27 protein-coding genes and 1 riboswitch are annotated in these 24,767 nt (G+C 67.1%); of the genes, 16 read left to right on the top strand and 11 right to left on the bottom strand.

The genetic code is table 11. The annotated features are described in order from the left end of the window. Positions 1-34: 34 nt before the first annotated feature. On the top strand, positions 35-493 hold the full coding sequence (locus LN047_RS02400) for a DUF411 domain-containing protein (RefSeq protein WP_142051494.1): 459 nt from the start codon (positions 35-37) through the stop codon (positions 491-493). A 108-nt stretch (positions 494-601) separates the two neighbouring features. After that, positions 602-1,801 carry a phosphoglycerate dehydrogenase gene (gene serA, locus LN047_RS02395; RefSeq protein WP_253858036.1) on the top strand — a complete coding sequence of 400 codons (1,200 nt, stop codon included), beginning with the start codon at positions 602-604 and terminating at the stop codon, positions 1,799-1,801. Between the two features lie 97 nt (positions 1,802-1,898). Here serA and LN047_RS02390 read toward each other — a convergent pair whose 3' ends face one another. Next, positions 1,899-2,774, bottom strand: a complete 876-nt coding sequence (locus tag LN047_RS02390; protein WP_179690878.1) for a LysR substrate-binding domain-containing protein — start codon at positions 2,772-2,774, stop codon at positions 1,899-1,901. A 145-nt stretch (positions 2,775-2,919) separates the two neighbouring features. Here LN047_RS02390 and LN047_RS02385 point away from each other — a divergent pair, with 145 nt between their 5' ends. From LN047_RS02385 to LN047_RS02370, 4 genes are read left to right on the top strand one after another with little or no spacing between them, the layout of a single operon-like run. Further along, positions 2,920-3,351: a VOC family protein gene (locus LN047_RS02385; RefSeq protein ID WP_056327555.1), complete on the top strand. Its 432-nt coding sequence runs from the start codon at positions 2,920-2,922 to the stop codon at positions 3,349-3,351. A 24-nt stretch (positions 3,352-3,375) separates the two neighbouring features. Then, entirely contained in the window at positions 3,376-4,110 is a 735-nt protein-coding gene (pxpB, locus tag LN047_RS02380) for a 5-oxoprolinase subunit PxpB (RefSeq protein ID WP_373981089.1), read from the top strand. Then, on the top strand, positions 4,107-5,099 hold the full coding sequence (locus LN047_RS02375) for a biotin-dependent carboxyltransferase family protein (protein WP_373981088.1): 993 nt from the start codon (positions 4,107-4,109) through the stop codon (positions 5,097-5,099). The genes pxpB and LN047_RS02375 overlap by 4 nt, the downstream gene beginning before the upstream one ends. 13 nt (positions 5,100-5,112) lie before the next feature. Beyond that, positions 5,113-5,880, top strand: a complete 768-nt coding sequence (locus LN047_RS02370) for a LamB/YcsF family protein (RefSeq protein ID WP_056327558.1) — start codon at positions 5,113-5,115, stop codon at positions 5,878-5,880. Positions 5,881-5,902: 22 nt separating this feature from the next. On the opposite strand, the gene LN047_RS02365 is transcribed toward LN047_RS02370, so the two are convergent. After that, complete coding sequence (locus LN047_RS02365; RefSeq protein ID WP_056327559.1) at positions 5,903-6,574, bottom strand: GntR family transcriptional regulator; 672 nt, start codon at positions 6,572-6,574, stop codon at positions 5,903-5,905. Between the two features lie 151 nt (positions 6,575-6,725). After that, positions 6,726-7,364: a trimeric intracellular cation channel family protein gene (locus tag LN047_RS02360; RefSeq protein ID WP_056327560.1), complete on the bottom strand. Its 639-nt coding sequence runs from the start codon at positions 7,362-7,364 to the stop codon at positions 6,726-6,728. A 223-nt stretch (positions 7,365-7,587) separates the two neighbouring features. On the opposite strand from LN047_RS02360, the gene LN047_RS02355 reads away from it, so the two are divergent. Further along, positions 7,588-8,451 carry a universal stress protein gene (locus LN047_RS02355; RefSeq protein WP_373981087.1) on the top strand — a complete coding sequence of 288 codons (864 nt, stop codon included), beginning with the start codon at positions 7,588-7,590 and terminating at the stop codon, positions 8,449-8,451. 64 nt (positions 8,452-8,515) lie between these two features. Here the strand turns inward: LN047_RS02355 and LN047_RS02350 are convergent, their stop codons facing one another. From LN047_RS02350 to LN047_RS02335, 4 genes are all read right to left on the bottom strand, one after another. Further along, the gene (locus LN047_RS02350) at positions 8,516-9,718 is read right to left on the bottom strand and encodes a muropeptide transporter (protein ID WP_373981086.1); all 1,203 of its coding nucleotides are present in this window, start codon (positions 9,716-9,718) and stop codon (positions 8,516-8,518) included. Between the two features lie 152 nt (positions 9,719-9,870). Beyond that, entirely contained in the window at positions 9,871-10,485 is a 615-nt protein-coding gene (metW, locus tag LN047_RS02345; RefSeq protein WP_056327562.1) for a methionine biosynthesis protein MetW, read from the bottom strand. Continuing rightward, positions 10,482-11,738 (bottom strand): homoserine O-acetyltransferase, encoded by a 1,257-nt coding sequence (locus LN047_RS02340; protein ID WP_172802147.1) that lies wholly within the window; start codon positions 11,736-11,738, stop codon positions 10,482-10,484. Before LN047_RS02340 ends, metW begins: the two co-directional genes overlap by 4 nt. Beyond that, positions 11,728-11,809: riboswitch (SAM riboswitch) on the bottom strand. (Overlaps the previous gene by 11 nt.) Before the next feature lie 111 nt (positions 11,810-11,920). Beyond that, positions 11,921-12,676 carry a GntR family transcriptional regulator gene (locus tag LN047_RS02335; protein WP_056327563.1) on the bottom strand — a complete coding sequence of 252 codons (756 nt, stop codon included), beginning with the start codon at positions 12,674-12,676 and terminating at the stop codon, positions 11,921-11,923. A gap of 182 nt (positions 12,677-12,858) precedes the next feature. On the opposite strand from LN047_RS02335, the gene LN047_RS02330 reads away from it, so the two are divergent. The 5 genes from LN047_RS02330 (at position 12,859) to LN047_RS02310 (ending at position 17,530) form a co-directional block, all read left to right on the top strand. Continuing rightward, positions 12,859-13,140, top strand: coding sequence for a UxaA family hydrolase (locus tag LN047_RS02330; RefSeq protein WP_056327564.1), 282 nt, complete (start codon positions 12,859-12,861; stop codon positions 13,138-13,140). A 28-nt stretch (positions 13,141-13,168) separates the two neighbouring features. After that, positions 13,169-14,344, top strand: a complete 1,176-nt coding sequence (locus LN047_RS02325) for a UxaA family hydrolase (protein ID WP_056327565.1) — start codon at positions 13,169-13,171, stop codon at positions 14,342-14,344. A gap of 156 nt (positions 14,345-14,500) precedes the next feature. Further along, positions 14,501-15,514, top strand: a complete 1,014-nt coding sequence (locus LN047_RS02320; RefSeq protein ID WP_346530869.1) for a tripartite tricarboxylate transporter substrate binding protein — start codon at positions 14,501-14,503, stop codon at positions 15,512-15,514. A 38-nt stretch (positions 15,515-15,552) separates the two neighbouring features. After that, positions 15,553-16,488, top strand: coding sequence for a hydroxyacid dehydrogenase (locus LN047_RS02315; RefSeq protein ID WP_373981085.1), 936 nt, complete (start codon positions 15,553-15,555; stop codon positions 16,486-16,488). A gap of 34 nt (positions 16,489-16,522) precedes the next feature. Continuing rightward, complete coding sequence (locus tag LN047_RS02310) at positions 16,523-17,530, top strand: Ldh family oxidoreductase (protein ID WP_062840256.1); 1,008 nt, start codon at positions 16,523-16,525, stop codon at positions 17,528-17,530. 30 nt (positions 17,531-17,560) lie between these two features. On the opposite strand, the gene LN047_RS02305 is transcribed toward LN047_RS02310, so the two are convergent. Beyond that, positions 17,561-18,457: an AEC family transporter gene (locus LN047_RS02305; RefSeq protein WP_056327569.1), complete on the bottom strand. Its 897-nt coding sequence runs from the start codon at positions 18,455-18,457 to the stop codon at positions 17,561-17,563. Between the two features lie 135 nt (positions 18,458-18,592). On the opposite strand from LN047_RS02305, the gene LN047_RS02300 reads away from it, so the two are divergent. Beyond that, entirely contained in the window at positions 18,593-18,868 is a 276-nt protein-coding gene (locus LN047_RS02300) for a helix-turn-helix domain-containing protein (protein ID WP_280003912.1), read from the top strand. Here LN047_RS02300 and LN047_RS02295 read toward each other — a convergent pair. After that, complete coding sequence (locus tag LN047_RS02295; RefSeq protein ID WP_062840258.1) at positions 18,858-19,397, bottom strand: hypothetical protein; 540 nt, start codon at positions 19,395-19,397, stop codon at positions 18,858-18,860. The genes LN047_RS02300 and LN047_RS02295 overlap by 11 nt on opposite strands. Positions 19,398-19,442: 45 nt before the next feature. On the opposite strand from LN047_RS02295, the gene LN047_RS02290 reads away from it, so the two are divergent. The 3 genes from LN047_RS02290 (at position 19,443) to LN047_RS02280 (ending at position 22,618) form a co-directional block, all read left to right on the top strand. Next, positions 19,443-20,408: a lysophospholipase gene (locus tag LN047_RS02290; RefSeq protein WP_373981084.1), complete on the top strand. Its 966-nt coding sequence runs from the start codon at positions 19,443-19,445 to the stop codon at positions 20,406-20,408. A gap of 32 nt (positions 20,409-20,440) precedes the next feature. Then, entirely contained in the window at positions 20,441-22,012 is a 1,572-nt protein-coding gene (gene gshA, locus LN047_RS02285) for a glutamate--cysteine ligase (protein ID WP_373981083.1), read from the top strand. An 84-nt stretch (positions 22,013-22,096) separates the two neighbouring features. After that, a complete protein-coding gene (locus LN047_RS02280; RefSeq protein WP_056327573.1) occupies positions 22,097-22,618 on the top strand; it encodes a lipocalin family protein in 522 nt (173 codons plus the stop codon). A gap of 40 nt (positions 22,619-22,658) precedes the next feature. Here the strand turns inward: LN047_RS02280 and LN047_RS02275 are convergent, their stop codons facing one another. Then, positions 22,659-23,603 (bottom strand): succinylglutamate desuccinylase/aspartoacylase family protein, encoded by a 945-nt coding sequence (locus tag LN047_RS02275; RefSeq protein ID WP_373981082.1) that lies wholly within the window; start codon positions 23,601-23,603, stop codon positions 22,659-22,661. Between the two features lie 54 nt (positions 23,604-23,657). Then, entirely contained in the window at positions 23,658-24,650 is a 993-nt protein-coding gene (locus tag LN047_RS02270) for a Bug family tripartite tricarboxylate transporter substrate binding protein (protein ID WP_373981081.1), read from the bottom strand. Positions 24,651-24,767: the final 117 nt, after the last annotated feature.

Here is a 24,767-nt window from a genome sequence, read left to right as displayed (position 1 = left end):
GCGCCCGAACACCCCCTTTATCCCCCGGAGCATCATGAACGTTTCCCGTCTTACGCGCCGCCTCGTCCTTGCCGCGGCCCTCAGCATTCCCGCGATTGCCGCCGCGCAGGCGCCCGTGAAAGTCGAGGTCTGGAAGACGCCCACCTGCGGCTGCTGCGAGGATTGGGTCAAACACATGCGCGACAACGGCTTTGCCGTGACCACGCATGACGTCGAGGACACCGGGCCCATCCGCCGCAACGCCGGCATGTCCAACTACGGTTCCTGCCACACCGCGATGGTCGATGGCTATGCGGTCGAAGGCCACGTGCCCGCCAGCGACGTGCGCCGCCTGTTGCTGGAAAAGCCCGACGCCGCGGGTCTGGCCGCCCCCGGCATGCCGCTGGGATCGCCCGGCATGGACGGGCCGGAATACGGCGGACGCAAGACGCCGCACGACGTGGTGCTGGTCGACAAACGTGGCGGCGCCCAGGTTTTTCAGGCCTATCGCTAAGGCTGGCCTGAAACAATTCATCCACAACGCTTCAATGGCTACTCCTTGCACCGCAGCAAAAATGGTCCACAATAAATAAAAGCGTTTCTCACCCACCCCTTGGCAGTCATGGCAAAAATCGTCCTGTTCGAGAACATCCACCCGAGCGCCCGCGCCGTCTTCGAGGCCGCCGGCTACACCGATATCGTCACGCATGCCGCGGCCCTGCCGCCGGCGCAATTGCACGACGCCCTGCGCGGCGTGCAAGTGGCGGGGATCCGTTCTCGCACGCACCTGGATGCCGCCCTGCTGTCCGGCAACCCCGACCTGCGCGTGGTGGGATGCTTTTGCATCGGCACCAATCAGGTCGACCTGGACACCGCCATGCAGCGCGGCATTCCGGTCTTCAATGCGCCGTTCTCGAACACGCGCTCGGTGGCCGAACTGGTGTTGGGCGAGGCCATCCTGCTGCTGCGCCGGATTCCCGAAAAGAATGCCCGCGTCCATCTTGGCCACTGGGATAAAAGCGCCGCGGGCGCTTTTGAGACCCGCGGCAAGACGCTGGGCATCGTCGGCTACGGCAACATCGGCTCGCAGATCAGCACGCTGGCCGAAAGCCTGGGCATGCGCGTCATCTATCACGACGTGGAAGCCAAGCTGCCGCTGGGCAACGCCCGGCCCGCCGGCACGCTGAACGAACTGCTGGAGCAGGCCGACGTGGTGACGTTGCACGTGCCCGGCGGCAAGTCCACTGAAAACATCATGAACGCCGAGACCATCGGCCGCATGCGCCGTGGCGCGATCCTGATCAACGCTTCGCGCGGCACCGTGGTGGATATTGCCGCGCTGCACGCGGCGCTGAAATCCGGTCATCTGGCCGGCGCCGCGCTGGACGTGTTCCCCACCGAGCCCAAGAGCGCCGATGAACCGCTGGCCAGCCCGCTGATCGGCATGCCCAACGTCATCCTGACCCCGCACATCGGCGGCAGCACGCAAGAGTCCCAGGAAAACATCGGCCGCGAAGTGGCCGAAAAACTCGTGCGCTTCCTGCAGGCCGGCACCACCAAGGGCGCCGTCAACTTCCCCGAACTGCCTTTCCTTGAGCAGGCCGGCGGCACGCGCATCCTGCACGTGCACCGCAACGCGCCGGGCGCGCTGGGCACGCTGGACAACCTGATGGCTCAGCACGGCCTGAACATCGTCAGCCAGACCCTGCAGACGCGCGGGCAGATCGGCTACGTGATCACCGACGTGGAAGGCCAGGTCGACGATATCGTCATGACCGCCTTGCGCGATCACCCGATCACGGTCCGCTGCGACCGGCTGTAAAGCAGCAAACGCCATGCAGCAAGGCCCCTTCGGGGGCCTTTTTAATTGCCCCGCAGTTGCCTGGAACGGTGTCAGACACCGTCCCAATGCATGCCCGTCACGCCCCATCCGGCTCAGCCGCCGCCCGATGCAGGCACTGCGCGATCTTCTCGCGCACGCTGCCCGCGTCGAACGGCAGCCGGCCGATGATGCCGATCTCGCGATGAAACGCGTGTTCGCCCAGCGGCAGCAGCCGCAGACCCGTCATGTCCAGCCGCCGCAGGCGCGGCAGCAGCGCCACGCCAAGGCCATGCCGCACCATCCCCGCGATCGCCTCGATCTCGTCGAGCTCCACGGCCTCGTTCACGGTGATGCGGTGCTTTTTCAGGAACACGTCGACCACGCGGCCGCCGAACGAGGCGCGATCGTAGCGGATGAAGGGCTGGGTCGCCAGCAGCTCCCGCCACGGGGCGACCGGCATGGATTCGGGCATGGCCAGCATGACGGGTTCGGTCATCAGCGGCTGCCAGCCCAGTTCGGGCGGCAGGGCGAAGGGCGGGCGGATCAGCACGGCCAAGTCCACTTCGCCGGCGTCCACCTGGCCCAGCAGCGACAGCGAGACGCCCGGCACGATGCGCACGCGCACATCGGGATAGACCGCGCGAAACTCGCCCACGGCATGGACGAGAAGATCCTGCTGCACGGAGGCGATGGCCCCGATGCGGAGCAGCCCGCTGACGTGCGCGGCGCCTGCCGAGGCCGCCATGCGCTCGGCCATGGCGACCAGTTCCTCGGCCTGGGGCAGCATGTCCCGGCCGTTGGCGTTGAGCGCCGCCGCGCGCGGACCGCGGTCGAACAGCTCGACGCCCAGGTATTCTTCCAGCCGCCGGATCTGGGCGCTGACCGCGGATTGCGTCAGGCCAAGCTGGACCCCGGCCCCGGTAAAGGTTCCGTCCCGCGCCACGGCGATGAAGGTCTTGAATTCCTTGAGCACAATCAATTTTTTCGATGCTAAGACTCGAAAAATATCGTTTTGCTATAAAAAAAACAATACCTAAACTATGCCCTGGTGATAACGCCGACACATTGCGGCGTTCGCTGAACTGAATAACCCTCTTTTGCCTGACCCGGAGCCTTGCATGTCCGCTCAAACCAACCTGCCGCCGTTCCACCTGGCCTTCCCCGTGCGGGACCTGGCCGAAGCCCGCGCCTTCTATGGCGAAAAGCTGGGCTGTCCGGAGGGCCGCAGCTCGTCCGAATGGATCGACTTCAATTTCTACGGCCACCAGATCGTGGCGCATCTGGCGCCCAGCGAATGCGGCCACAAGGCAACCAGCGCGGTCGATTCGCACAATGTGCCCGTGCGCCATTTCGGCGCCGTGCTTTCCATGGAACAATGGGAAGCCATGGCCAAGCGCCTGACCGACGCCGGCACCGAGTTCGTCATCGAGCCCTACATCCGTTTCAAGGGCGAGGTCGGCGAGCAGGCCACCATGTTCTTCCTGGATCCGTCGGGCAATGCGCTTGAATTCAAGGCGTTCAAGAACATGGATTCTTTGTTCGCCAAGTAACCCGTCACTACAGGTTTCGTGCCGTTGAACGTCAATTCCAATTCGCTTTCTCCGGCCGAAACCCGCTGGCGCATCCTGCCCCAGGGTGACCGCTGCCTGATCGTCTCCTTCGGCGAGCGCATCGATGCCGCCATTGGCCGGACCTGTCTGGCGGCGGCCCGCAAGCTGCGCGACGCGCGGCTGCCGGGCGTCACCGACGTGGTGCCCTCCTTCGTCGCCGTGGCGGTGCACTACCGGCCGGGCGGACATGGCGAAGGGCCCACATACGCGGCGCTCTCCGAGCACATCCAGGCCCTGCTTGCCGAGGGCATCCCGACCGCCGACGCGGGGGGACGCGAGGTCGACATCCCCGTCTGCTATGGCGGCGAACACGGCCCCGACCTGGAAGAGGTCGCGCGCGCGGCCCGCATCAAACCCGAAGACGTCATCCGGTTGCACAGCGAACCGCGCAGCATGGTGTTCATGCTGGGGTTTGCGCCCGGCCACGCCTATCTCGGCGTGCACGACGAAAAACTGAACATTCCCCGCCGCCCGTCGCCGCGCACCGCCGTGCCCGCCGGCGCGGTGGCCATCGCCAACCGGCAAACCGTGATCTACCCGAACCGGCTGCCGGGCGGCTGGAACATCATCGGCGCCACGCCGCTGGTCATGTTCGACCCCACGCGCGAACCCGCGACGCTCCTGCAGCCCGGCGACACGGTGCGGTTCGTGCCCATTACGCCCGACGAATTCGACCGCATCCGGGGGAGCCGGCCATGAGCGTGACGGTGATCAAACCCGGCATGCTGTCCAGCTTCCAGGACCGCGGGCGCGAAGGCTACCAGCATCAGGGCATTCCGGCGGCCGGCGCCATGGACGAACGCGCCCATCGGCTGGCCAATGCCCTGGCGGGCAACGAAGGCGACCCGGCCACGCTGGAGATCACGCTGACCGGCCCCACGCTGCGCTTTGACGCGCCGGCCTGCTTTGCGCTGGCCGGCGCCGACCTGGGCGCCACACTGAACGGCCAGGACATCCCGCTGTTGCGCCCGCTGATCGCGCGGCCCGGCGACGTGCTGGCCTTCGGCGCGCGTCCTGCAACGGGCGTGCGCGCGTATCTGGCCGTGCATGGCGGATTTGCGCTGACGCCCGTCATGGGCAGCGAGACCACGTACCTGCGCAGCGGTTTCGGCGGTTTTCAGGGACGCGCGCTGGCAAAGGGCGACGTCGTTCCGCTGCGCCGCCCGCTGGCGCCGGACTGCGATACCACCGCCTTGCAAAAGGCACTGTGGCAGGTGCGCGTGTACCTGCCCGCGGCGCTGGGCAACAAGCAGCGTGAGTTCATTCGCTTCCTGCCCGGCGTGCACTGGCCCGAATTCTCGCAATCCAGCCGCCGCGCCTTTTTGGAATCCGAATTTCGCATCAGTCCGCAGTCCGACCGCATGGGCTACCGCCTGCTTGGCCGGCCGCTGACCATGAATCAGCCGCGGCAGATGCTGTCCGAGGCCGCCTGCTTTGGCACGGTGCAGGTGCCCTCGGGCGGCGAAGCCATCATTCTCATGGCCGACCGGCAGACCACCAGCGGCTATCCCAAGATCGCGCAGATCGCCACCGTGGACCTGCCCGCGCTGGCCCAGTCCGCACCCGGCCAGGTGCTGCGTTTCCAGCGGATCGAGCTGGACGAGGCGCAGCGCCTGGACGGCGAGCGCGAACGCGCGTTCGCGCAATTGCACGACGCGCTTGCGCCGCTGCGCGCGCTGCTGAACTAGAAAGGAAACCGCCATGACCACCCGCATCGACTTGAACTGCGACATGGGCGAAAGCTATGGCGCCTGGACCATGGGCAACGACGCGGCCGTGCTGCAGTACGTCAGCTCGGCCAACATTGCCTGTGGTTTCCATGGCGGCGACCCGGCCACCATGCGCAAGACGGTGGCCGCCGCGCTGGCCCGGGGCGTTGCGCTGGGTGCCCATCCCAGCCTGCAGGACCTGGCCGGTTTCGGCCGCCGCGTCATCCAGATCAGCCCCGACGAAGCCTACGACATCGTCGTCTATCAGATCGGCGCGCTGGCGGGTGTCGCGGCCTCGCAAGGCGCCCGCCTGCATCACGTGAAGGCGCACGGCGCGCTCTACAACATGGCGGCCAAGGACGAGCCGCTGGCAAAGGCGATCTGCCAGGCGGTCAAGGATGTGGATGCGTCGCTGATCCTGTACGGACTGGCCGGCAGCAAGCTGATCGACGCGGCCCGCGCCATCGGCCTGGCGTGCGCCAGCGAAGTCTTCGCGGACCGCTCCTATCAGGACGATGGCTCGCTGACGCCGCGCACGCGCGCGGGCGCCATGATCGAGGACGTGGACGTCGCGGTCGCACAGGTCGTGCGCATGGCGCGCGAAGGCCTGGTGCGGTCGGTTGACGGCAAGGATGTGCCGGTGCAGGCCGACACCCTGTGCATTCACGGCGACCAGCCCAATGCGCTGGTCTTTGCCGATGGCATCCGGCGCGCCTTGACGCAGGCCGGCATCGAGGTGCGCACGCCGCCTCGCGCCTGAAGGCGCGCGCGCAGGCCTCTTCCTAAGCGGCGTCCAGCGACGCCTCGCGGTAAGCGCCCAGGATCTCCGGCAGCACTTCCACCACGTACTTGCGGGTCAGTCCGGCCGCGCGGTCGAAATCCCGGCTGCCGAGCGCCTGGATGATGCCTTCCGTGTAGGACGGGATCGTGTTGGCTTCGAGCGATTGCCGAGCCAGCATGTAGCCCAGCGGTTCGATCTGTTCGTACAGTTTGCTGAGCATGCTGGTCAACGGCGCGTTGCCGGTGTAGCGTGCCGCGGCCAGATAGAAGTCGCGCGAGGCCGAGATGAAACCGCGCGCGTCCTGACGGCCCATCGCGGCGACGATGGCCTCGTGCAACGTGCCAAGTTCGGCCACCAGCGGCCCGACATCGGGCATCTCGGCGACCTGCCGGATGCAATACGCCTCCAGCTCCGCACGCAGCATGTACAGATGGCGGATCTGGGTTTCGGTATAGAGCGTGACCCGGAAACCCTTGCGCTGGATGTGCGTGACCAGGCCGCTCAGCTCCAGCAGGCGCAGCGCCTCCCGGATGGGGCTGCGGCTGGTGCCGAAGCGCTGCTCCAGTTCCTGTTCCCGTAACGGCTGTCCGGGCCGGATAGTGCCGTTCACTATCAACTCACGAATCTGTTCCTGTAGGAAATACGGAATCGTGGCGGGCGCTTTGACGTCCAATCGGCTCCCCTTTTACTGCGACTACGCATGACATGAGACCGTGACAAGATACTCGAAATCTCTTGAAACACAAGTAGAAATAATGTTTCACACTCAAAAGACGGCCGTGTGCCTGCCCGCGAGGGACGGCGTTTTCTGAGGATGCGGGGGATCAGTGCCAGTCGTCGCGGTAGACGAACTTGGGCATTTGCCAATTGAAGCGCAGGGCCATCAGGCGCATGGTCAGGCCCGCCGCCAGCGCGATGGGCACCGATGCATTGGCCGACAGCCCGAGCGCCATCGAGCCCAGATAGAGCGCGCCGGTCACCAGCGACACGCTGGCGTACAGCTCCTTGCGGAACAGCAGCGGGACCTCGTTGCAGAGCACATCGCGCAGCACCCCGCCGGCGCACCCGGTGATCATGCCGCTGATCAGCACTACGGTGATCGGCAGCTGCATCATCTGCGCCACCTGGCAGCCAATCACCGTGAACGCCACCAGCCCCAGCGCATCGGCCAAGAGGAACACGCTGCGCAGCCGGCGCATGACCGGCGCGATGAGCGCGGTCAGGATCGCCGCGCCGCCCGTCATCCACAGGTATTCGGGATGCACGACCCACGTCAGCGGATAGTGCCCGAGCAGCACGTCGCGCAACGATCCGCCGCCCAGCGCCGTCACGCACGCGATGATGCAGACGCCCATCCAGTCCATGTCGCGCCGCCCCGCCGAAAGGGCCGCCGTCATGGCTTCGGCGACGATGGCGACCAGGTACAGCGTGTGCAGCAGGGCGGGCGAAAGATCGGTGAACATGGGTTGGGCGGTAGCGTTGGCAGGCCTCATTGTATTGAGCCTTGCCGGCGGGCGCGCCATTGCCTGCGCGCGCATCATCCCGTACCCTCGGAGCTGTGTTGATTGCGATCAAGCCCCATCTCGTTTCGCGGCGAGACAATGGAGACGTGCCCGACCGGGCGCTATTGGGCCAGGCAGCGCGGACGCGGGAGCCGCCTCTCTGGCCGTAACCGGGAGATTAGGTATGACACAGCAAGTTGGCCCCATCCTTCTGGCCACCGACCTCAGTGCGCGCGGCGACCGAGCCCTCGACCGCGCCTTGCAGTTGACCAAGGAACTGAACACCAAGCTGATCATGCTGCATGTCATGGAATCCCATGCCACGCCGCTCACCACACCGGTATGGCGCCGCCTGTCGCCCGACCACAAGGCCCTCGTCGAACGTGAACTGGCCGAAGACGTGGCCGCCGCCAACGTGCCCGCCGAAGTCGTCGTCACCAAGGGCGACCCCGTCGCCAGCATCATGGAAACCGCCGACGCCTTCGGCTGCTCGCTGATCGTGGCCGGCATTGCCCGCCAGGAAACGCTGGGCCGGCTGCTGCTGGGCACCACCGTCGAAAAACTGGCCCGCCAGGCGCGCCAACCCGTGCTGGTCGTCAAGAACCGTCCGCGCCGCCCCTACCGCGACGTGCTGGTCGCCACCGATTTCTCGGACGGCTCGCGCCAGGCGCTGCGCGCCGCGCTGCAACTGGTGCCCAATGCCGACATCACCTTGTTCAACGCCTACGAAGTGCCGTTCCAGGGCGTGACCAAGCCTGACAACGCGGTCGTGGACAACCTCTACCGAACCGCCGAACAGTGCGCCGAGCGCTTCATCGCCGAAACGCCCGAACTGCCAAAGGGCCGCCCGACCAAGGTGGTGCTGGAAGCCGGCCAGCCCGAAACTGTGCTGGCCGATTACTCCTTCAACCATCGCTCCGACCTGGTCGTCACGGGCACCCATGGCCGCACCGGCATCCTGCGCACCGCCATCGGCAGCGTGGCCGAACGGCTGCTGGAATCCCTGCCCAGCGACGTGCTGATCGTGCGGCTGAGCGGCGAAGAGTAATCCCGGCCAAGCAAAAGGCGGCGCTCACGCGCCGCCTTTTTTTGGTCTGTCTTCAACTTACGCGCTACGCGTCGCCCTGCTTTTCCATGATGTCGATCGTGCCGCGCAGGATCTTCAGCAGCACCAGCCCCGGAATGGCGATCACCACCGTCAGCAGGAAGAACCCAGGCCACCCCAGGTGATTGACCAGCGGCGGCGTCAGCGGCCCGGCCAGGTAGGTGCGCCCCACGGCTGACAACGCCGACAGCAGCGCAAATTGCGTGGCCGAGAACCGCTGGCGGCACAGGGCCATCAACAGGCCAACGAAAGACGCCGTGCCCAGCCCGCCGCACAGGTTTTCAATGCCCACGCCGGTGGCCATCAGCCACAGATTCTTCGGACTGACCGCGATCAGCCAGTACGCCAGGTTCGACACCGCCTGCAAGAGCCCAAAGGCCATCAGCGACCGGTACAGCCCCCACCGCGCCATCAGCGACCCGCCCGCCAGCGCGCCGATGATCGTCGCCGCCAGCCCCAGCACCTTGTTCACCGTACCCACTTCGGTGGGCGTGAAGCCCGCGCCGCGGATGAGGAAGGTGGTGGACAACGCGCCGGCGAACGCGTCGCCCAGCTTGTACAGCACGATCAGCAGCAGCACCGACAGCGCGCCGCGGCGCGTGAAGAATTCATGCAGGGGTTCGGCAACCGCCTCGCGCAGGCTGCGGGGCGCACGCGCGACGTGTTCGGGTTCGGGCGCCCACAGCGTGGCAAGCGCGCACAGCAGCATCAGCCCGCCCATCACCATGTAGGTGTTGCCCCACCCGATCCATTGGTCCGCCATGATGAGCGCCAGCCCGCCGGACACGATCATGGCCAGCCGGTAGCCCATGACCTTGATGGCCGCGCCCGCCCCGCGTTCCTCCTTGCGCAGCACGTCCGTGCAATACGCATCGAAGGCAATGTCCTGCGTGGCGGAAAGAAAGGCGACCAGCACGGCCAAGAGCGCCAGCGGCATCAGCGCCGACGACGGCGACAGCGCGCCCATCGCCAGAATCGCCGCCGCCAGCAGCACCTGCGTGACCAACATCCAGCCGCGTCGCCGGCCCAGCAGCGGCGGCGCGAAACGGTCCACCAGCGGCGCCCAGAGAAATTTGATGGTGTAGGCCGTGCCTACCAGGGTGAGGAAACCGATTTCCTGCAGCGGCACGCCTTCGACGGTGGCCCAGGCCTGCAATGTGCCGCTGGTCAGGGCCAGCGGCAGCCCGCTGGCAAAGCCCAGGACCAGCAAGGGGGCAACGCGCGGGCTGGTGTAGACGTTGGATACAGCGGTGATGACGGTCTCCTGAGACTAGGCCGGCGGCGTTGCAGATGCTGGCCGCGGGCGTGCCGGCATTTTAGGGCCTGTTGCCCCGTGCCGTCAGGAGGATGCGTGTCGGAATGTCAGGGGGATGCGAAGCGGTACACCGCAAGCGTGCTGCGCCAACTTGGGAACGCCTTCACTTCCTTGCCTTCGTTGAACGTGGCGCGCTCCAGGATGCGCAGGCCCACTTCGCCGGCCAGCTGTTCGAAGTCGCGCAGCGTGCACAGGTGGATGTTGGGCGTGTTGTACCACTGGTAGGGCATCTGCCCCGTCACGGGCATACGGCCGCGCAGGATGGCCCAGCCGTGCGGCCAGTAGCCGAAGTTGGGAAACGACACCACGCCGTAACGCGCCACCCGCGCCATTTCGCGCAGGATGTGTTCGGTGCGGTGCATGGACTGCAACGTCTGCGACAGCACGACGGTGTCGAACTGCTTGTCGTCAAAGAGCGCCAGGCCGTCTTCCAGGTTCTGCTGGATGACCTCGACGCCGCGGCGCACGCAGGCGATCACGCAGGTGTCGTCGAGCTCGACGCCGGCGCCCTTGACCTGGCGATGATCGCGCAGATGCGCCAAGAGGGCGCCGTCGCCGCAGCCCAGGTCCAGGACGCGGCTGCCCGGTTCGATCCAGCTGGCGATGCGCGCCAGGTCGGGCCGCAGCGCGCCGTGAGCATAGCGAGGGGTCACGGGAGTCATTCGGAAGATCCTTCGGTCAACTGAGCCTCCAGGCCCAGCTCGCGTGCGATGCGTTCGTAGTAGCCGCGCACGACCGCGTGGTAGCGGGCGTCTTCGAGCAGGAAGGCGTCGTGGCCGTGCGGCGCGTCGATTTCGGCGTACGTGACGGGGCTGGCGTTCTTGAGCAGCGCGCGCACGATCTCGCGCGACCGTTCCGGCGGAAAGCGCCAATCGGTCGAGAACGACACCAGCAGGAAGTTGGACTTGGCGGGCGCCAGCGCGCGGGCCAGGTCACCGCCCGTGGTGCGCGCCGGATCGAAGTAGTCCAGCGCGCGCGTGATCAGCAGGTAGGTGTTGGCGTCGAAATAACGCGTGAACTTTTCGCCCTGGTAGCGCAGGTACGACTCCACCTCGAATTCGACGTCGTAGCCGTAGCGGTAGGCGCCGTTCTCGGCGGGCGCGCGCTGGGCGCGGCCGAATTTCTCGGCCATGTCGTCGTCGGACAGGTACGTGATGTGGCCGATCATGCGAGCGACCGACAGACCGCGGCGCGGCACGGTGTCCTGCGCGTAGTAGTCGCCGCCGTGGAAATCCGGATCGGTGATGATGGCGCGCCGGGCCACTTCGTTAAAGCCGATGTTCTGCGCCGACAGGCGCGGCGTGCTGGCGATGACGATGCAGTTGGCCACGCGCTCGGGCAAGGTGATCGACCAGCTCAGGGCCTGCATGCCGCCCAGCGATCCGCCCATCACGGCCGCGAAGCGCTCGATGCCGAAGTGGTCCGCCACCCGCGCCTGCGCCCGCACCCAGTCTTCGACCGTCAGCACCGGGAACGCGGCGCCCCAGGGCTTGCCGGTCTCGGGATTGATGCTGGCCGGCCCGGTCGAGCCGAAGCACGAGCCCAGGTTGTTGACCCCGATCACGAAAAAGATGTTGGTGTCCACCGGCTTGCCGGGTCCCACCATGTTGTCCCACCAGCCCAGGTCGCTGGGATTGTCGGCGGCCTGGCCTGCAACGTGGTGCGAGGCATTGAGCGCGTGGCAGATGAGCACGGCATTGGTGCGCTGCGCATTGAGCGTGCCGTAGGTTTCGACCGCCAGCTCGTACGACGCAAGCGACTGGCCGCTCAGCAAGGGCAGCGGCTCATCGAAACGGATGAAGGTGGGGGAGACGAGGCCGACCGAACCGGGATCAACGGTATCGGACGTCGTGACGGTTGCGGGAACGAACCCGCTGGCCGAATCACCGGCCAAATTCTGGGCAGGAGTGGTCATACGGACCTCTTTAGCTGGATTTATTGGAAGGCGCCCGCAAGCGGATCAGGCAAATCGGCGCCGAAAATTGGATAGTGCGGCAGGAATTCTAGCACTGCTTGGCGCACGGGCAGCAAGCCCCACGGGCCGCGACAACTGCGCAATGCCCCGGCGCGCAAGACGGCAATCCCCTCGCGGCTGGCTCAGGCGCCGGCCTCCCAGGGTTCCTGTCCCAGGTACTCGTAGCGTTCGGTGTTCACGCGCGACACGCGCCATTCCACCGGCTGGCGGTTATAGGAAAACGCGATGCGGCGGATTTCCAGGAGCGCGCTGCCTTCGGCCACGCCCAGGCAGCGCGCGTGCGTGCGCTCGGCCAGGCAGGTCCGCAGCCGCTCGTCGGTGGCGATGACGTTGACGCCGAACAGGTCCTGGTACAGCGCGTAGAGCGTGCTGGTGCGCTCGCGCAGGTGCGCTTCCAGCAGCCCCGGAAAGCGCGATTCGGGCAGGCACACGTCGTCGGCCATCACTACGTCGCCATTGAGCGACAGCACATTCAGGAACTCGAAAACGTACGCGCCAGCGGGCAGCGCCAGCTTTTCGCGCGCCACGGCAGAGGCCTTCACGCGGCGAAAGCGCAGCAGTTCCGTGGTGGGATAAGACTTGCTGCCGTCCTGGCCGACGATGCGGAAAAACTTGAAGAAGTGATGGTTGCGCGTATGCACCGCAACGTAGGTGCCGCGCCCCTGATGCCGCACCAGGATGTTCTCGGCGGCCAGCTCGTCGATGGCCTTGCGCAGCGTGCCGATCGACACGCCGAAGCGCTCGGCCAGATGCTTTTCGGGAGGAATCGCCTCGCCCTGCTTCCACTCGCCTTGCGCCAGCGCGGCAAGCACGGCCTGCTTGACCTGTTCGTACAAGGGACTGCCCAAAGGCACAGTCGGTGACAGGCTGGTGTTCATGGGTGCATCGCAAAAATCAAGGACCTCCAGTGTAGCGGCGCAACGGCCGCCTGCTCAAGTCATCTAATTCATATATATGATTTAGTTGACTTTGAAAAAAGCCGGGCCTAAGATTTCCTGGCCGTTGTGATCCGCGCCGCAAGCAGCACCCGGGCGGCGCCCTGACCCCAGAGAGGAAGACAATGATTCACGCCGTATTGCACGATGCGAAGGACACGGTGGCGGTCGCCGTGGTGGAGGGCCTGACCGCCGGAACGGAGCTGAACGCCTGGATCATGGATGAGGACAAGATCATCCATGTGCGCGCGTCGCAGGACATTCCCATCGGCCACAAGGTCGCGATGAAGGACATGGCCGTGGGCGACACCGTCTTCAAGTACGGCGTCGATATCGGCCGCGTGGTGGCGCCCATCAAGGCCGGCCAGCACGCCCACGTGCACAACATCAAGACCAAGCGCTGGTAAGCGCCCGTCCATCGCACAGGAACCCACCATGTCCATCATCACTGCCCAGACCACCTTCCAAGGCTATCGCCGCGACAATGGCCGCGTCGGCGTGCGCAACCACGTCATCGTCCTGCCCGTGGACGACATCTCCAACGCCGCGGCCGAGGCCGTTGCCAACAATATCAAGGGCACCCTTGCCCTGCCTCATCCTTACGGCCGGCTGCAATTCGGCGAAGATCTTGAACTGCACTTTCGCACGCTGATCGGCACCGGCTGTAACCCCAACGTGGCCGCCGTGGTCGTGATCGGCATCGAGGAAGGCTGGACCAAGCGCGTCGTCGACGGCATTGCCGCCACCGGCAAGCCGGTCATGGGCTTTTCCATCGAACTGCACGGCGACCACGACACCATCATGCGCGCCTCCCGCTGCGCCAAGGAATACGTGCATTACGCCACCGCGCTCACGCGCAGCGAATGCCCCATCTCCGATCTGTGGGTCTCCACCAAGTGCGGCGAATCCGACACCACGTCCGGCTGCGGCGCCAATCCCACAGTGGGCAATGCGTTCGACAAGCTCTATGAACTGGGCTCCACGCTGGTCTTTGGCGAAACCTCGGAACTGACAGGCGGCGAGCACATCGTCGCCGAGCGCTGCGCGAACGACGCCGTGCGCGAGCGCTTCATGTTCATGTTCGACCGCTACCAGGCCATGATCGACCGCTGGAAGACAAGCGACCTGTCCGAATCCCAGCCCACCAAAGGCAACATCGCCGGGGGCCTGACCACCATCGAGGAAAAGGCGCTGGGCAACATCCAGAAGATCGGCAAGAAATGCCGCGTTGACGGCGTGATCGACAAGGCCGAGATCCCCGACGGCCCCGGCTTGTGGTTCATGGACTCGTCCTCGGCCGCGGCGGAAATGGTCACGCTGTGCGCCGCCTCGGGCTACGCCGTGCACTTTTTCCCCACCGGCCAGGGCAACGTCATCGGCAACCCGATCCTGCCGGTCATCAAGATCTGCGCCAATCCGCGCACGGTGCGCACGATGTCCGAACACATCGACGTGGACACCAGCGGCCTCTTGCAGCGCGAGATCGACCTGAACCAGGCCGGCGACAAGCTGCTGGAGTGCATGCTGGCCACCGCCAATGGCCGGTGGACCGCGGCCGAGGCCCTGGGCCACCGCGAATTCGTCCTCACGCGGATCTTCGAAAGCGCCTAGCGCGCATGCCGGCCGGCGCGCCAAGGAGAACGCGCCGGCCGTCCCTCGCGGCATCATCGCAACATCAACGACAAGAACCTGCAGACCCGGGCGCAGTCCGCGGCAGCAAAGGCGTACGCATTCCTACCCGGGCGTTATCCCCAAGGAGGAAGACAGATGAGTAGCGAACCGCATTACCCCCTGCAAGATGCGCAGCGCCGTCGCCTGCTGGGCGCCCTGGGCGCCGCCGGCCTCTGTGCGCTGGCCCCGTGGGAACGGGCGCTGGCGCAGAAAGGCGCATGGCCCGAGCGTCCCATCAACTACGTGGTGCCTTTTCCGCCGGGCGGCCTGACCGACGTGGCCGCGCGCCAGGTGGGCAAGGCGCTGGCGGATGCCGAACGCTGGAACGTGGTGATCGAAAACAAGCCCGGCGGCAGCGCCAACATCGGCGCGGCGCATGTGTCGCACGCCGCGCCCGATGGCTACACGTGGCTGGCCATCACCCTGTCGCACGCGGCCAACGCCACGCTGTTCGCGGGCAAGGCCGGCTACGACCTGACCCGCGACCTGACGCCGCTCGCCGGGCTGGCGTCCTCGCCCATCATGGTGGTCGTCAACGCCAAGAGCAACATCAAGACCATGGACGACCTGGCGCGCGCGGCCAAGGCCAAGGCCCTGTCGGCCGGTTCCAGCGGCAACGGCACGCCGCCGCACCTGACGCTGGCGCTGTACCAGAAGCTCACGGGCGTGCCGCTGATGCACGTGCCCTACAAGGGCGGCGCGCCATCGCTCACGGACCTGATCGGCGGTCACCTGGATGTGGTGTTCTCGAACTATCCCGAGTCGCTGGCGCATGTGAAGAACGGGTCGCTGCGCGCCCTGGCGATCACCACGCGCGAACGCAGCAAGGACCTGCCCGATCTGCCCACCACGGCCGAAGCGGGCCTGCCGGACCTGATCGTCGAAAACTTCACCGGCGTGCTCGCGCCGGCCGGTACCCCGCCGGAACTGGTCCAGCGGATCGGCGACGCCATCGTCAAGCAGGTCTCGCAGCCCGCCATGCAGCAGGCCCTGCTGCAATTGGGTTTCGTGCCGCAGCCGCGTGGCCCCAAGGAGTTCGGCGCTTACCTGAAGTCCGAGGTCGACCGCTGGGCCAAGATCATCCGCGACGCCAACATCCAGGTCGCTTGAGGCGGCCGCCCTGCCCACCACAAAGAGGAGTCCGGCAGATGCGAATATTGATTTCGGAGTTCATGGACGCGCCCGCCGTCGATGCCTTGCGGCAACGGTTCGACGTGCGCTACGCCCCCGAGCTGGTGGAGCAGCGCGCCGCGCTGCTTGAAGCCGCCGCGGATGCCGACGCCCTCATCGTGCGCAACCGCAGCCAGGTGAACGCCGAACTGCTGGCGGCGGCGCCGCGCCTGATTGCGGTGGGCAGGCTGGGCGTGGGGCTGGACAACATCGATCTGGCGGGCTGCGAGGCGCGCGGCATCAAGGTCATTCCGGCCACGGGCGCCAACGCCCGCGCCGTGGCCGAGTACGTTATCGGCACCATGCTGTCGCTGTTGCGCGGCGCCTATGCGTCCACGGCGGACGTTGCGGCCGGCACCTGGCCGCGCACCGCGCTGTCGCAGGGGCTGGAGGCGCACGGCCGCACACTGGGCGTGGTGGGATTCGGCGGCATCGGCCGGCTGGCCGCCCAGCTTGCGCGCGGGCTGGGCATGCGCATCGTGGGCAGCGATGCGGCCCTGCCGGCCGCGCATCCCGCGTGGCAGGAAGCCGGCGCCGAGCCGCTGGCCCTGGACGAGCTGCTGGGCCAGGCGGACGTCGTGACACTGCATGTGCCGCTCACGCCCGAGACCCGTCACCTGCTGGACGCGGCGCGCATCGCGCGCATGCGCCCCGGCGCCATTCTCATCAACACGTCGCGCGGCGGCATCGTGGACGAGGCCGCGCTGGCGGCAGCGCTGCGCGCCGGCCGGCTGCGCGGCGCCGCGCTGGACGTCTTCGAGCAGGAACCCCTGCCCGCGGGCGGCCCGCTGGCCGACGCGCCGAACCTGATCCTCACGCCGCACATCGCCGGCCTCACGCAAGAGGCCAACACGCGCGTTTCCGACATGGTGGCCGCCGGTGTGACAATGGCGCTTGACGCCCGCGCACGCTGACGAGGCGCGGCGCGCCTCACACGACAGGAAGGATATGGCTCACATCTATCTGGACGAACTTCAACACCTGGCCGCGGCGGGTCTCGCCGCCGCCGGCGCCAACCCGGTCATGGCGGACAGCACCGCCCGCGCGCTGGTCTTCGCGGAAAGCCAGGGGCTCAGCTCCCACGGCCTGTCGCGCGTGCCGTTCTACGCCGGCCACCTGCGCACCGGCCGCGCCATCGGCTCGGCCGTGCCGCGCATCCTGAACGAACGCGGCGGCGCGGCGCTGATCGATGCCGGCTCGGGCCTGGCCTTCCCCGCTTGCGGCATGGCGGTCGAGCAGGCCACCGTGCGCGCCCGCGAACATGGCGTGGCGTTCGTCGGCGTGGCCAACAGCCATCATTTCGGCGAGGCCGCCTACCACCTGGAAGCCCTGGCCGACGCCGGCATGGTGGGGCTGGCGCTCAGCAATTCGCCCGCCGCCATGCCCGCATGGGGCGGCAAGCGCCCGCTGTTCGGCACCAACCCCATCGCGGCGATCTTCCCGCGCCGTGGCGGCGCGCGGCTGGTCATCGACCTGTCGCTGTCGCAGGTGGCGCGCGGCAAGCTCATGATCGCGGCGCGCGACAACCAGCCGATCCCGCTGGGCTGGGCGCTGGACGCGGACGGCCAGCCGACCACCGATCCGAAGGCGGGCCTGGCTGGCAGCATGCTGCCCGCGGGCGGCGTCAAGGGCGCGATGCTGGCCCTCATCGTGGAACTCATGGCCTGCGCGCTGACCGGCGCGCGCTTCGGCTACGAGAACGAGTCGTTCTTCGTGGACGAAGGCGGCCCGGCGCGGCTGGGACAGGCGTTCATGGCGATCGACCCCAATGCGTTGGCGGGCAACGACGTCTACCTGGAACGCGTGGAAACGCTGGTCGATGCGATGCTCGAAGACGAGGACGTGCGCCTGCCGGGCGAGCGCCGCCGCAAGCTGCGCGACGAGGCCGTCAAGCACGGACTGGATTTGCCCGATGCGCTGATGACGCAATTGCGCACGCTGGCCGGCGCGGGCTGACCCGTCGCCGGGGCGCCCTGATGCCCGTGCTTAATGCCCGTGGGTAAACCACAGCATCAGCGGCGCCAGCAGCAGAAACACCACGGTGGACACCAGCACGGCGCCCGCCGCGGTGTCGCCCAGCGGCGTGTAGCGCCGCGCGTACATGTAGCTGACCACCGCGCACGGCATGGCCATCTGCAGCGTCAGCGCCCCGGCCAGCACCGGCTCCAGGTTCAGCGCCCACACCACCGCCCCCCCCGTCGCCAGCCCCACCACCAGCCGGATCGCGGCGACCTTGGCGCCGTCGCGCACGCCGTTCGACGGAATGAGCGCCAGCGCATGGCCCAGGCTCAGCAACATCAGCGGCACGGTCACCGCGCCCAGCATGCGCGCCGTCTCGATGATCCACGCGGGCACCGGAATGTTCAGCAGGCGCAGCGCCACCGCCACCACGGAGGCCAGCAGGATCGGACTCTTCCAGCTTCCCTTGGTGTTCACGCCGGGCAGCATGCGCACCGCGATCGTGTGCATTACAAAGGAATTCACGGCAAAGAACGCCACCGCCACCGACAGCCCTGCATCGCCGAAGGCCAGTTGCGAAATGGGCAGCCCCAGGTTGCCGGCATTGGGCAGGAACGCCGTGGGCAGCAGGCTCAGCACGGGCAGCTTCCAGGCCTTGAGCAGCGCCGCGCTGATCAGCGCGCACAGCAGCAGGGCGATCAGCGTTGCGGCGGCCACGTCGGCCAGCGCCCGGTCGTCCAGATGGGTGGTGACGAAGGTATGAAACACCAGCGCGGGCGTGGTGACGGACGTCACCAGCGTGGTGATGAAGTTGCCGCCGAAGGGAAGATCGCGCTTGCCCCAGAAAAGCCCGATTCCCACGCAGGAAAGCAGGGGCAGCATCAGCACAATGGCTGACAGGTAGAACTGCGCGATGGCCAACATGGACTATTCCGTCAGAGATAAAAAGATTGATGCGTCACGGCATCATTGCTTGCCCCCGCTGGGGCGGTCGCAGCAGCATGGGCGCATTGTTCACAAAAGGGCCATCCCGTCCTCGCCGCCATGTCCGCTACACCGATGCGCAGTCTTGCCCACTCATCGCGTTGCGCCGATCGCAGCGCCGACCGCAGCCCGGTCCGAAGCGCCGCCTTGCATCTGTCCGACAGGCAGGCCGCCTGCCTGAAATGGTCGGCCGCGGGCAAGACCAGCTGGGAAACCTCCCGCATATTGGGCGTCAGCGAAAGCACGGTGAATTTCCACCTGCGCAACGCGTGCAACCGGCTTGGCGTGCGGGGCCGGCGCGCTGCCGTGGTGGCGGCGCTGCGGCTGGGGCTGCTCGAGTTCAAGGCTTGATGACGACGGACCGCAGGAATTCGCGCGCACGCTCGGCGGGCAGGCTTTCCTCGGTGCCGGCGGCCACGGCCTCGATCAGCATGGTGTCGGTCACCCACACCCTGGCCTGCAACCATCCGGGCTTGCCCACCGCCTTCCCGCGCACCTCGATCGTCTCGCCGTACGGCGGCCATTCCGAGGGCGGCGGGGCCTGCATGTTGGTGTACAGCGATCGCATCAGGGCCATGCCCAGCGCCTGCCGGGCCGCGGGGCTGGCCGCGATCTCGGGCGGCAGGGGCGACGATCCCACGGCGAACACGGCTTCGCCAACGGTGGCGCTGGCCAGCGTGAACTGCAAGGCGTGCGTGTCCAGCTTCAGATCGCGGGTTTCGGTCGAGACCCGGGCAGGAAACGCCGCGCGGACGTGGCCGTCGGCCACATCCATCTCGCGCCAGTTGTAACTGGGCGAGCAAGCCGTCAACGCCAGCGCCAGCGCCAAAAAAACGCCCGCTTTCTTGAACATGAAACGAAACAGCGATGAAATCGTCATTACCCGAGAACCCACAGGGTCCAGTCATTTCGAGGAATTCAGAAATTGTCGCCGATTTCCATGGCCCCCGCGCCCGACGGCACCCCGCTCGCCAATTATTCCTGGCCCGCCGCCCCCAACGTGCCGCCCCCGATCGCCGGATTGGAGGACGCCGGGGCCCGCCCGGGGATGGCCGGCCCCGGGTTGGCCCGCCCCGGGAAGGCCCGCCCCAGCATCTACCTGCTGCACGGTTTGAGCGAGCACGCCGGGCGCTACGACCGGCTGGCGCGCTGGCTGACCGCCCGGGGCTGGGACGTGGGTGCGCACGACCACCGCGGCCACGGCCGCTCGGGCGGGCATGCCGCCACCCTGCGCGACCAGGAAGACCTGGTCACCGATGCCGTGGACCGGCTGCGCGCCTGGACACAGCGCTGCGGCCGCCCGCCCATCCTGCTGGGCCACAGCCTGGGCGCCCTGGTCGCCGTGCGCATCGCGCAGCGCCGCCTGGCCGACCTGGACGGCCTGGTGCTCAGTTCGCCGCCCTTTGCCGTCAACGTGCCGCTGTGGGTGCGCCGCACCCTTACATGGATGTCCCTGCACGCCCCCGACCTGCGCGTGCCGCACGGCCTGGCGCCCGCCCGCATCTCGCACGACCGGGCCGTGGTGAAGGCCTACCGCGCCGATCCCCTGGTGCGGCGCCGCATGACCGGCCGCCTGGCGCGCTTTGTCGACGAAGCCGGCCAGCAAGCCCTGCGCGAGGCCAGTCTGCTTCCCTGCCGCACCCTGCTGATGGTGGCCGGCGACGATGCCATCGTGGCGGCCGAAGGCAGCCGCCAATTCGCCCAGCGGGCCCCCGCCGAACTCCTTACCCTGCGCTGGTACGACACGGCCTGGCACGAGATCTTCAACGAAGCCGCCCCCATCGCCGATCCGGTCTATGCTGACCTGGACGAATGGCTGGCGCGCACCGCCCAGGCATTGTCCCTGTCCCCAGTACTGGTTCCCGAAGCACAGGAGGCCAGCACCCCGTAAAATCCGGCGACAGCCCCCAACGAGAACAATCCGTGACCGATACTGCCGCCAACCGCCTCGCCCGCCTAGAGGCCAACCGCTCGCTGCTGACCCAGACCCTGCGGGGCATCGAGAAAGAAGGCCTGCGCGTGGACGAACAGGGCATCCTGGCCCGCACGCCGCACCCCGCCGGGCTGGGCTCGGCGCTGACCAACGAACACGTCACCACCGATTATTCCGAATCGCTGCTCGAACTCATCACGGGCACGCACCAGGACGTGGACGCGTTGCTGGCCGAGCTTGCCGATACGCACCGCCACGTCTACGGCGTGCTGGACCACGAGCTGATCTGGAACCAGTCCATGCCGGCCACGCTGCCGCCGGAGCCTGACATCCCCATCGCCTGGTACGGCACGTCCAACACCGGCATGCTCAAGCACGTGTACCGCCGCGGTCTTGCCGAACGCTACGGCAAGACGATGCAGTGCATCGCCGGCGTGCACTACAACTTCTCGCTGCCCGAAGACCTGTGGTCCGTGCTGGACACGCAGCCCGGCTCCGCGCAGGACCGCCGCTCGCGCGGCTACATTGGCCTGATCCGCAACTTCACGCGCTACTCGTGGCTGCTGATGTACCTGTTCGGCTCGGCCCCGGCGCTGGCCAGCGATTTCCTGCAAGGCCAGGACCATCAGCTGGAAAAGCTGGGCGACCACACGCTGTACCTGCCCTACGCCACCAGCCTGCGCATGAGCGACCTGGGTTACCAGAACAAGGCGCAGTCGCAGCTCAAGCTCTGCTACAACGACCTGGACACCTTCCTTGGCCGCCTGTACGGCGCCGTGACGCAGCCCTGGCCCGAATACCAGAAGATCGGCACGCATCGCAACGGCGAATGGATCCAGCTCAACACCAACGTGCTGCAGATCGAAAACGAGTACTACTCCAGCATCCGTCCCAAGCGCGCCACCGGCCGCTGCGAGCGCCCCATCACCGCGCTGGCCGAGCGCGGCGTGCAATACGTCGAAGTGCGCTGCCTGGACATCGACCCGTACTCGCCGGTGGGCATCGACGCGGCCACCGCGCGCTTCGTCGACGCCTTTCTCCTGTTCTGCACCGCCTCGGACAGCCCCTTCTTCCCTGCCAACGGCTACTGTCAGCGCAGCGCCGACAACTTCTCGGTGGTCGTCAAGGAAGGCCGCAAGCCCGGCCTCATGCTGGACCGCGAAGGCCAGTCGATCGGCCTTGCGCAATGGGGCCACGAACTGCTCGACCAGATCGCGCCGTACGCCGCGCTGTACGACAGCGCGCTGGGCGGCACCGCCTATGCCGACGCGCTGGCCGCGCAACGCGCCAAGCTCGACCAGCCGGACGCGACGCCGTCCGCGCGCCTGCTGGCCGACCTGAAGGACAGCGGTCTTTCGTTCCACGATTACTCGCTGGCGCTGAGCCGCAAGCAGGCCGATGCCCTGCGCGCCGAACCGCTGCCGGCCGACGTGGCCGCGGCCTACGAGCAAGCCGCGGCGCAGTCCACCGCCGAACAGCGACGGCTGGAGCAGTCGGACACTGAAGATTTCGACACCTACGTCGCGCGCTATCACGCCGCGCTGAAAGCGCCGCGCAAATAAGGCGTATCGTTAGGGCTCGGGTTGCGCCGCGCGCCATACGGCGGCCGGCGCCAGCCTTACCAGTCACATCAGGAGGTTTTCTTCATGCGCCGCACCGCAACATTCCTGCTGGCCCTGGCGGCCAGTGTGGCGGGCATTGCCCACGCCGCGCCGCCCCCCATGCAGACCGTGGAATCCGTAGACCTGAAACGCTACGTCGGGATGTGGTACGAAATCGCCAACTTCCCCATGTTCTTCCAACGCAATTGCGTGGGAGACACCACGGCGGAATACACCGCGCATCCGGACGGCACGATCGGCGTGAACAATCGCTGCCGCACCAAGGACGGGGATATCGATTCTGCCTCGGGCACGGCCACCGTCGTTGAAGGCAGCAACAACGCCAAGCTTGAAGTCACGTTCTTCAAACCGTTCAAGGGCGACTACTGGGTGATCGGCCTGGATCCGGAGTACCGCTGGGCTGTCGTCGGCACGCCCGACCGCAAGTACCTGTGGATCCTGTCGCGCTCGCCGCAACTGCCCAAGGAAGAACTGGACAAGGCGTTGGCTGCCGCCACGGCGCAAGGCTACCAGCTCGACGAGCTACGCTACACGCCGCAAAAGTAAAGACCCTGGAAGTAAAGGACCGCGGAAGTCTGCGGTCCGCTCAGCCCGCGTAGTCGCGGGCCAGCCTGACCACCGTCACGCCGGGCTTCAACTGCCGCAGCGACGGCATGATGAGCGTGCAGTTGTCGTAGGGCGTGACAATCGGCTGCTCGTCAGCCCAGCCGATGGGCGATCCGGCCTTCTCGAACGTCTCCAGTCCCGACCAGGGACACGCAAAACGCACATTCATGGACGGCGCCACCACGGCGTCAGTCACCTCCAGCACGCGCTGCTGCGCAGGGTCCGGCAGCAGCCAGCCTTCGGGCAGGTCTGACCGATCCGCCACGCCCGACTCCACCAGCATCCGCGCCACCATGTCGCGCGCCACCTCGCGCGAAGACAGGTCGCCATGAAAGCCGCATTCGATCAGCAGCGCGCAGGCGTCTTCCCGGGCCGGATCGCCGAAGTGCTCGAAGTCGCGCATGCGCACGCCGTCCTTGTGGCCGGCATCCACGATGACGTGCTGCGGCGCCTTCAGGCGGCGGGCCAGCGTGACATTGCGCGGCAACACCCCCGTCAACAGCAGCGGCGCCCCCGGCTCGTGCATCGAATGCAGATCCAGCAGCCAGTCGGCGCGCCGCACCCACGGACGCAGCGCCGCGCCGCGCTGGCGGTCGGGCGTGGTGGGATTGTCCAGGCGCTCGGCGCTCCAGACGCGGTTCATGTCTTCCTGCACGAATCGCGAGGCATCGTGATTCGCCGCGTCGAAGCGGTCGAACGCATCCAGATTGCAGAAGGCCAGCGTCAGGCTGCCGCGGCGCGGCCGCAGGCCCGACGCCAGCAGGTCCTTCAGCGCCCAGGCGCCGCACAGCTCGTTGCCATGCACCAGCGCGCTCACCATGAGCGCCCGTCCCGGGACGCCCGAATCAAAGTGCCACACGCCGGGCGTGTCGGTATTGCCTGCGCGCTCGGTGGCGAGGTCGGGAACGGGAAGCTTGAATTGCATGGTGATATCCGTGTGCTGCGAAGGTCTTTCGATGTCGTGATGTGCCGTGCGGCCTTATTGCGCCTCGATCTTGGCGGCCTTGACCAGCGCGGCGTACTTCTTGGTCTCTTCCGCCTGGAAGGCCACCGGATCCACGCCCGGCTTGGCGACTTCGCCGCCCGCGTCCTGCATCTTGGCGCGGAAGGTGTCGGACTTCAGCGATTCATCCAGCGCGGCGCGCAGCTTGGCCACGACCGGCTCGGGCAGGCCTGCCGGGCCGTACAGCGCAAACCACAGGTTGATGTCGACGGACTCGAAACCCTTGGTGGCGGCCAGCGGCGCAATCTCGGGCGCTGCGGGCGAACGCTTGTTCTCGGTCAGGCCCAGCGCGACGATGTTGCCGCTGCGGACCTGCGGCAGCCCCGAGGACAGCACGAGCATGCCGAAGTCCAGCTGGCCGCTCATCAGGTCCGTGACCAGCGGCGACACGCCGCGGTAAGGCACGTGTTCGGCGCGGGTGCCGGTGGCCTGGTTGATCATCTCGCCCGCCAGGTGCAGCGTCGTGCCCACGCCCGAAGAACCGTAGTTGAACGTGCCGGGCGCGGCGCCCTTGAGCTTTTCCAGGTATTCGGCGGCGGTCTTCACGCCGGAGTTCTTGCTGGCGGCCAGCAGCATCGGTTGCGAGGCCACGATGCCCAGCGCCGTGAAGTCCTTGGCGCCGTCGTACTTGACGGCGGTGTTGATCATGCGAGCGATCACCATTTCATTGGTGGAGGCCAGCAAAAGGGTGTAGCCGTCTGGCGCGGCGCGCGCCACGCGCTGCGCGCCGATCGTGCCGCCGGCGCCGCCAACGTTCTCGATCACGACCGTCTGCCCCAGGCGTTTACCCAGTTCTTCACCCAACAGACGCGCGGTCAGGTCCACGCTGCCGCCTGCGGGGTAACCGACGACCAGCGAAATGCTGCGCTCCGGATAATCGGCGGCGCTGGCCGAGGGCGCAGCAGCAAGCGCCGAGGCGGCACACAACGATACGAGCGCTGCGCGCAGCGGATGCAAGATGGATTTCATGTTTTTCTCCCTGGGGCACTGTGAATGGACGGCGGAGCCGTCTCGTTTGAATTTCGAGGGCTATTTTCAGGCGCGACCCAGGGGTATATCGTGCCGAACAGGCACATCATTGTGCCA

The organism is Achromobacter sp. JD417, assembly GCF_041879325.1.
GTDB lineage: Bacteria > Pseudomonadota > Gammaproteobacteria > Burkholderiales > Burkholderiaceae_B > Achromobacter > Achromobacter mucicolens.
The sequence above is the reverse complement of the archived record's forward strand: the minus strand, read 5'-3'. Positions and strand labels throughout refer to the sequence as shown.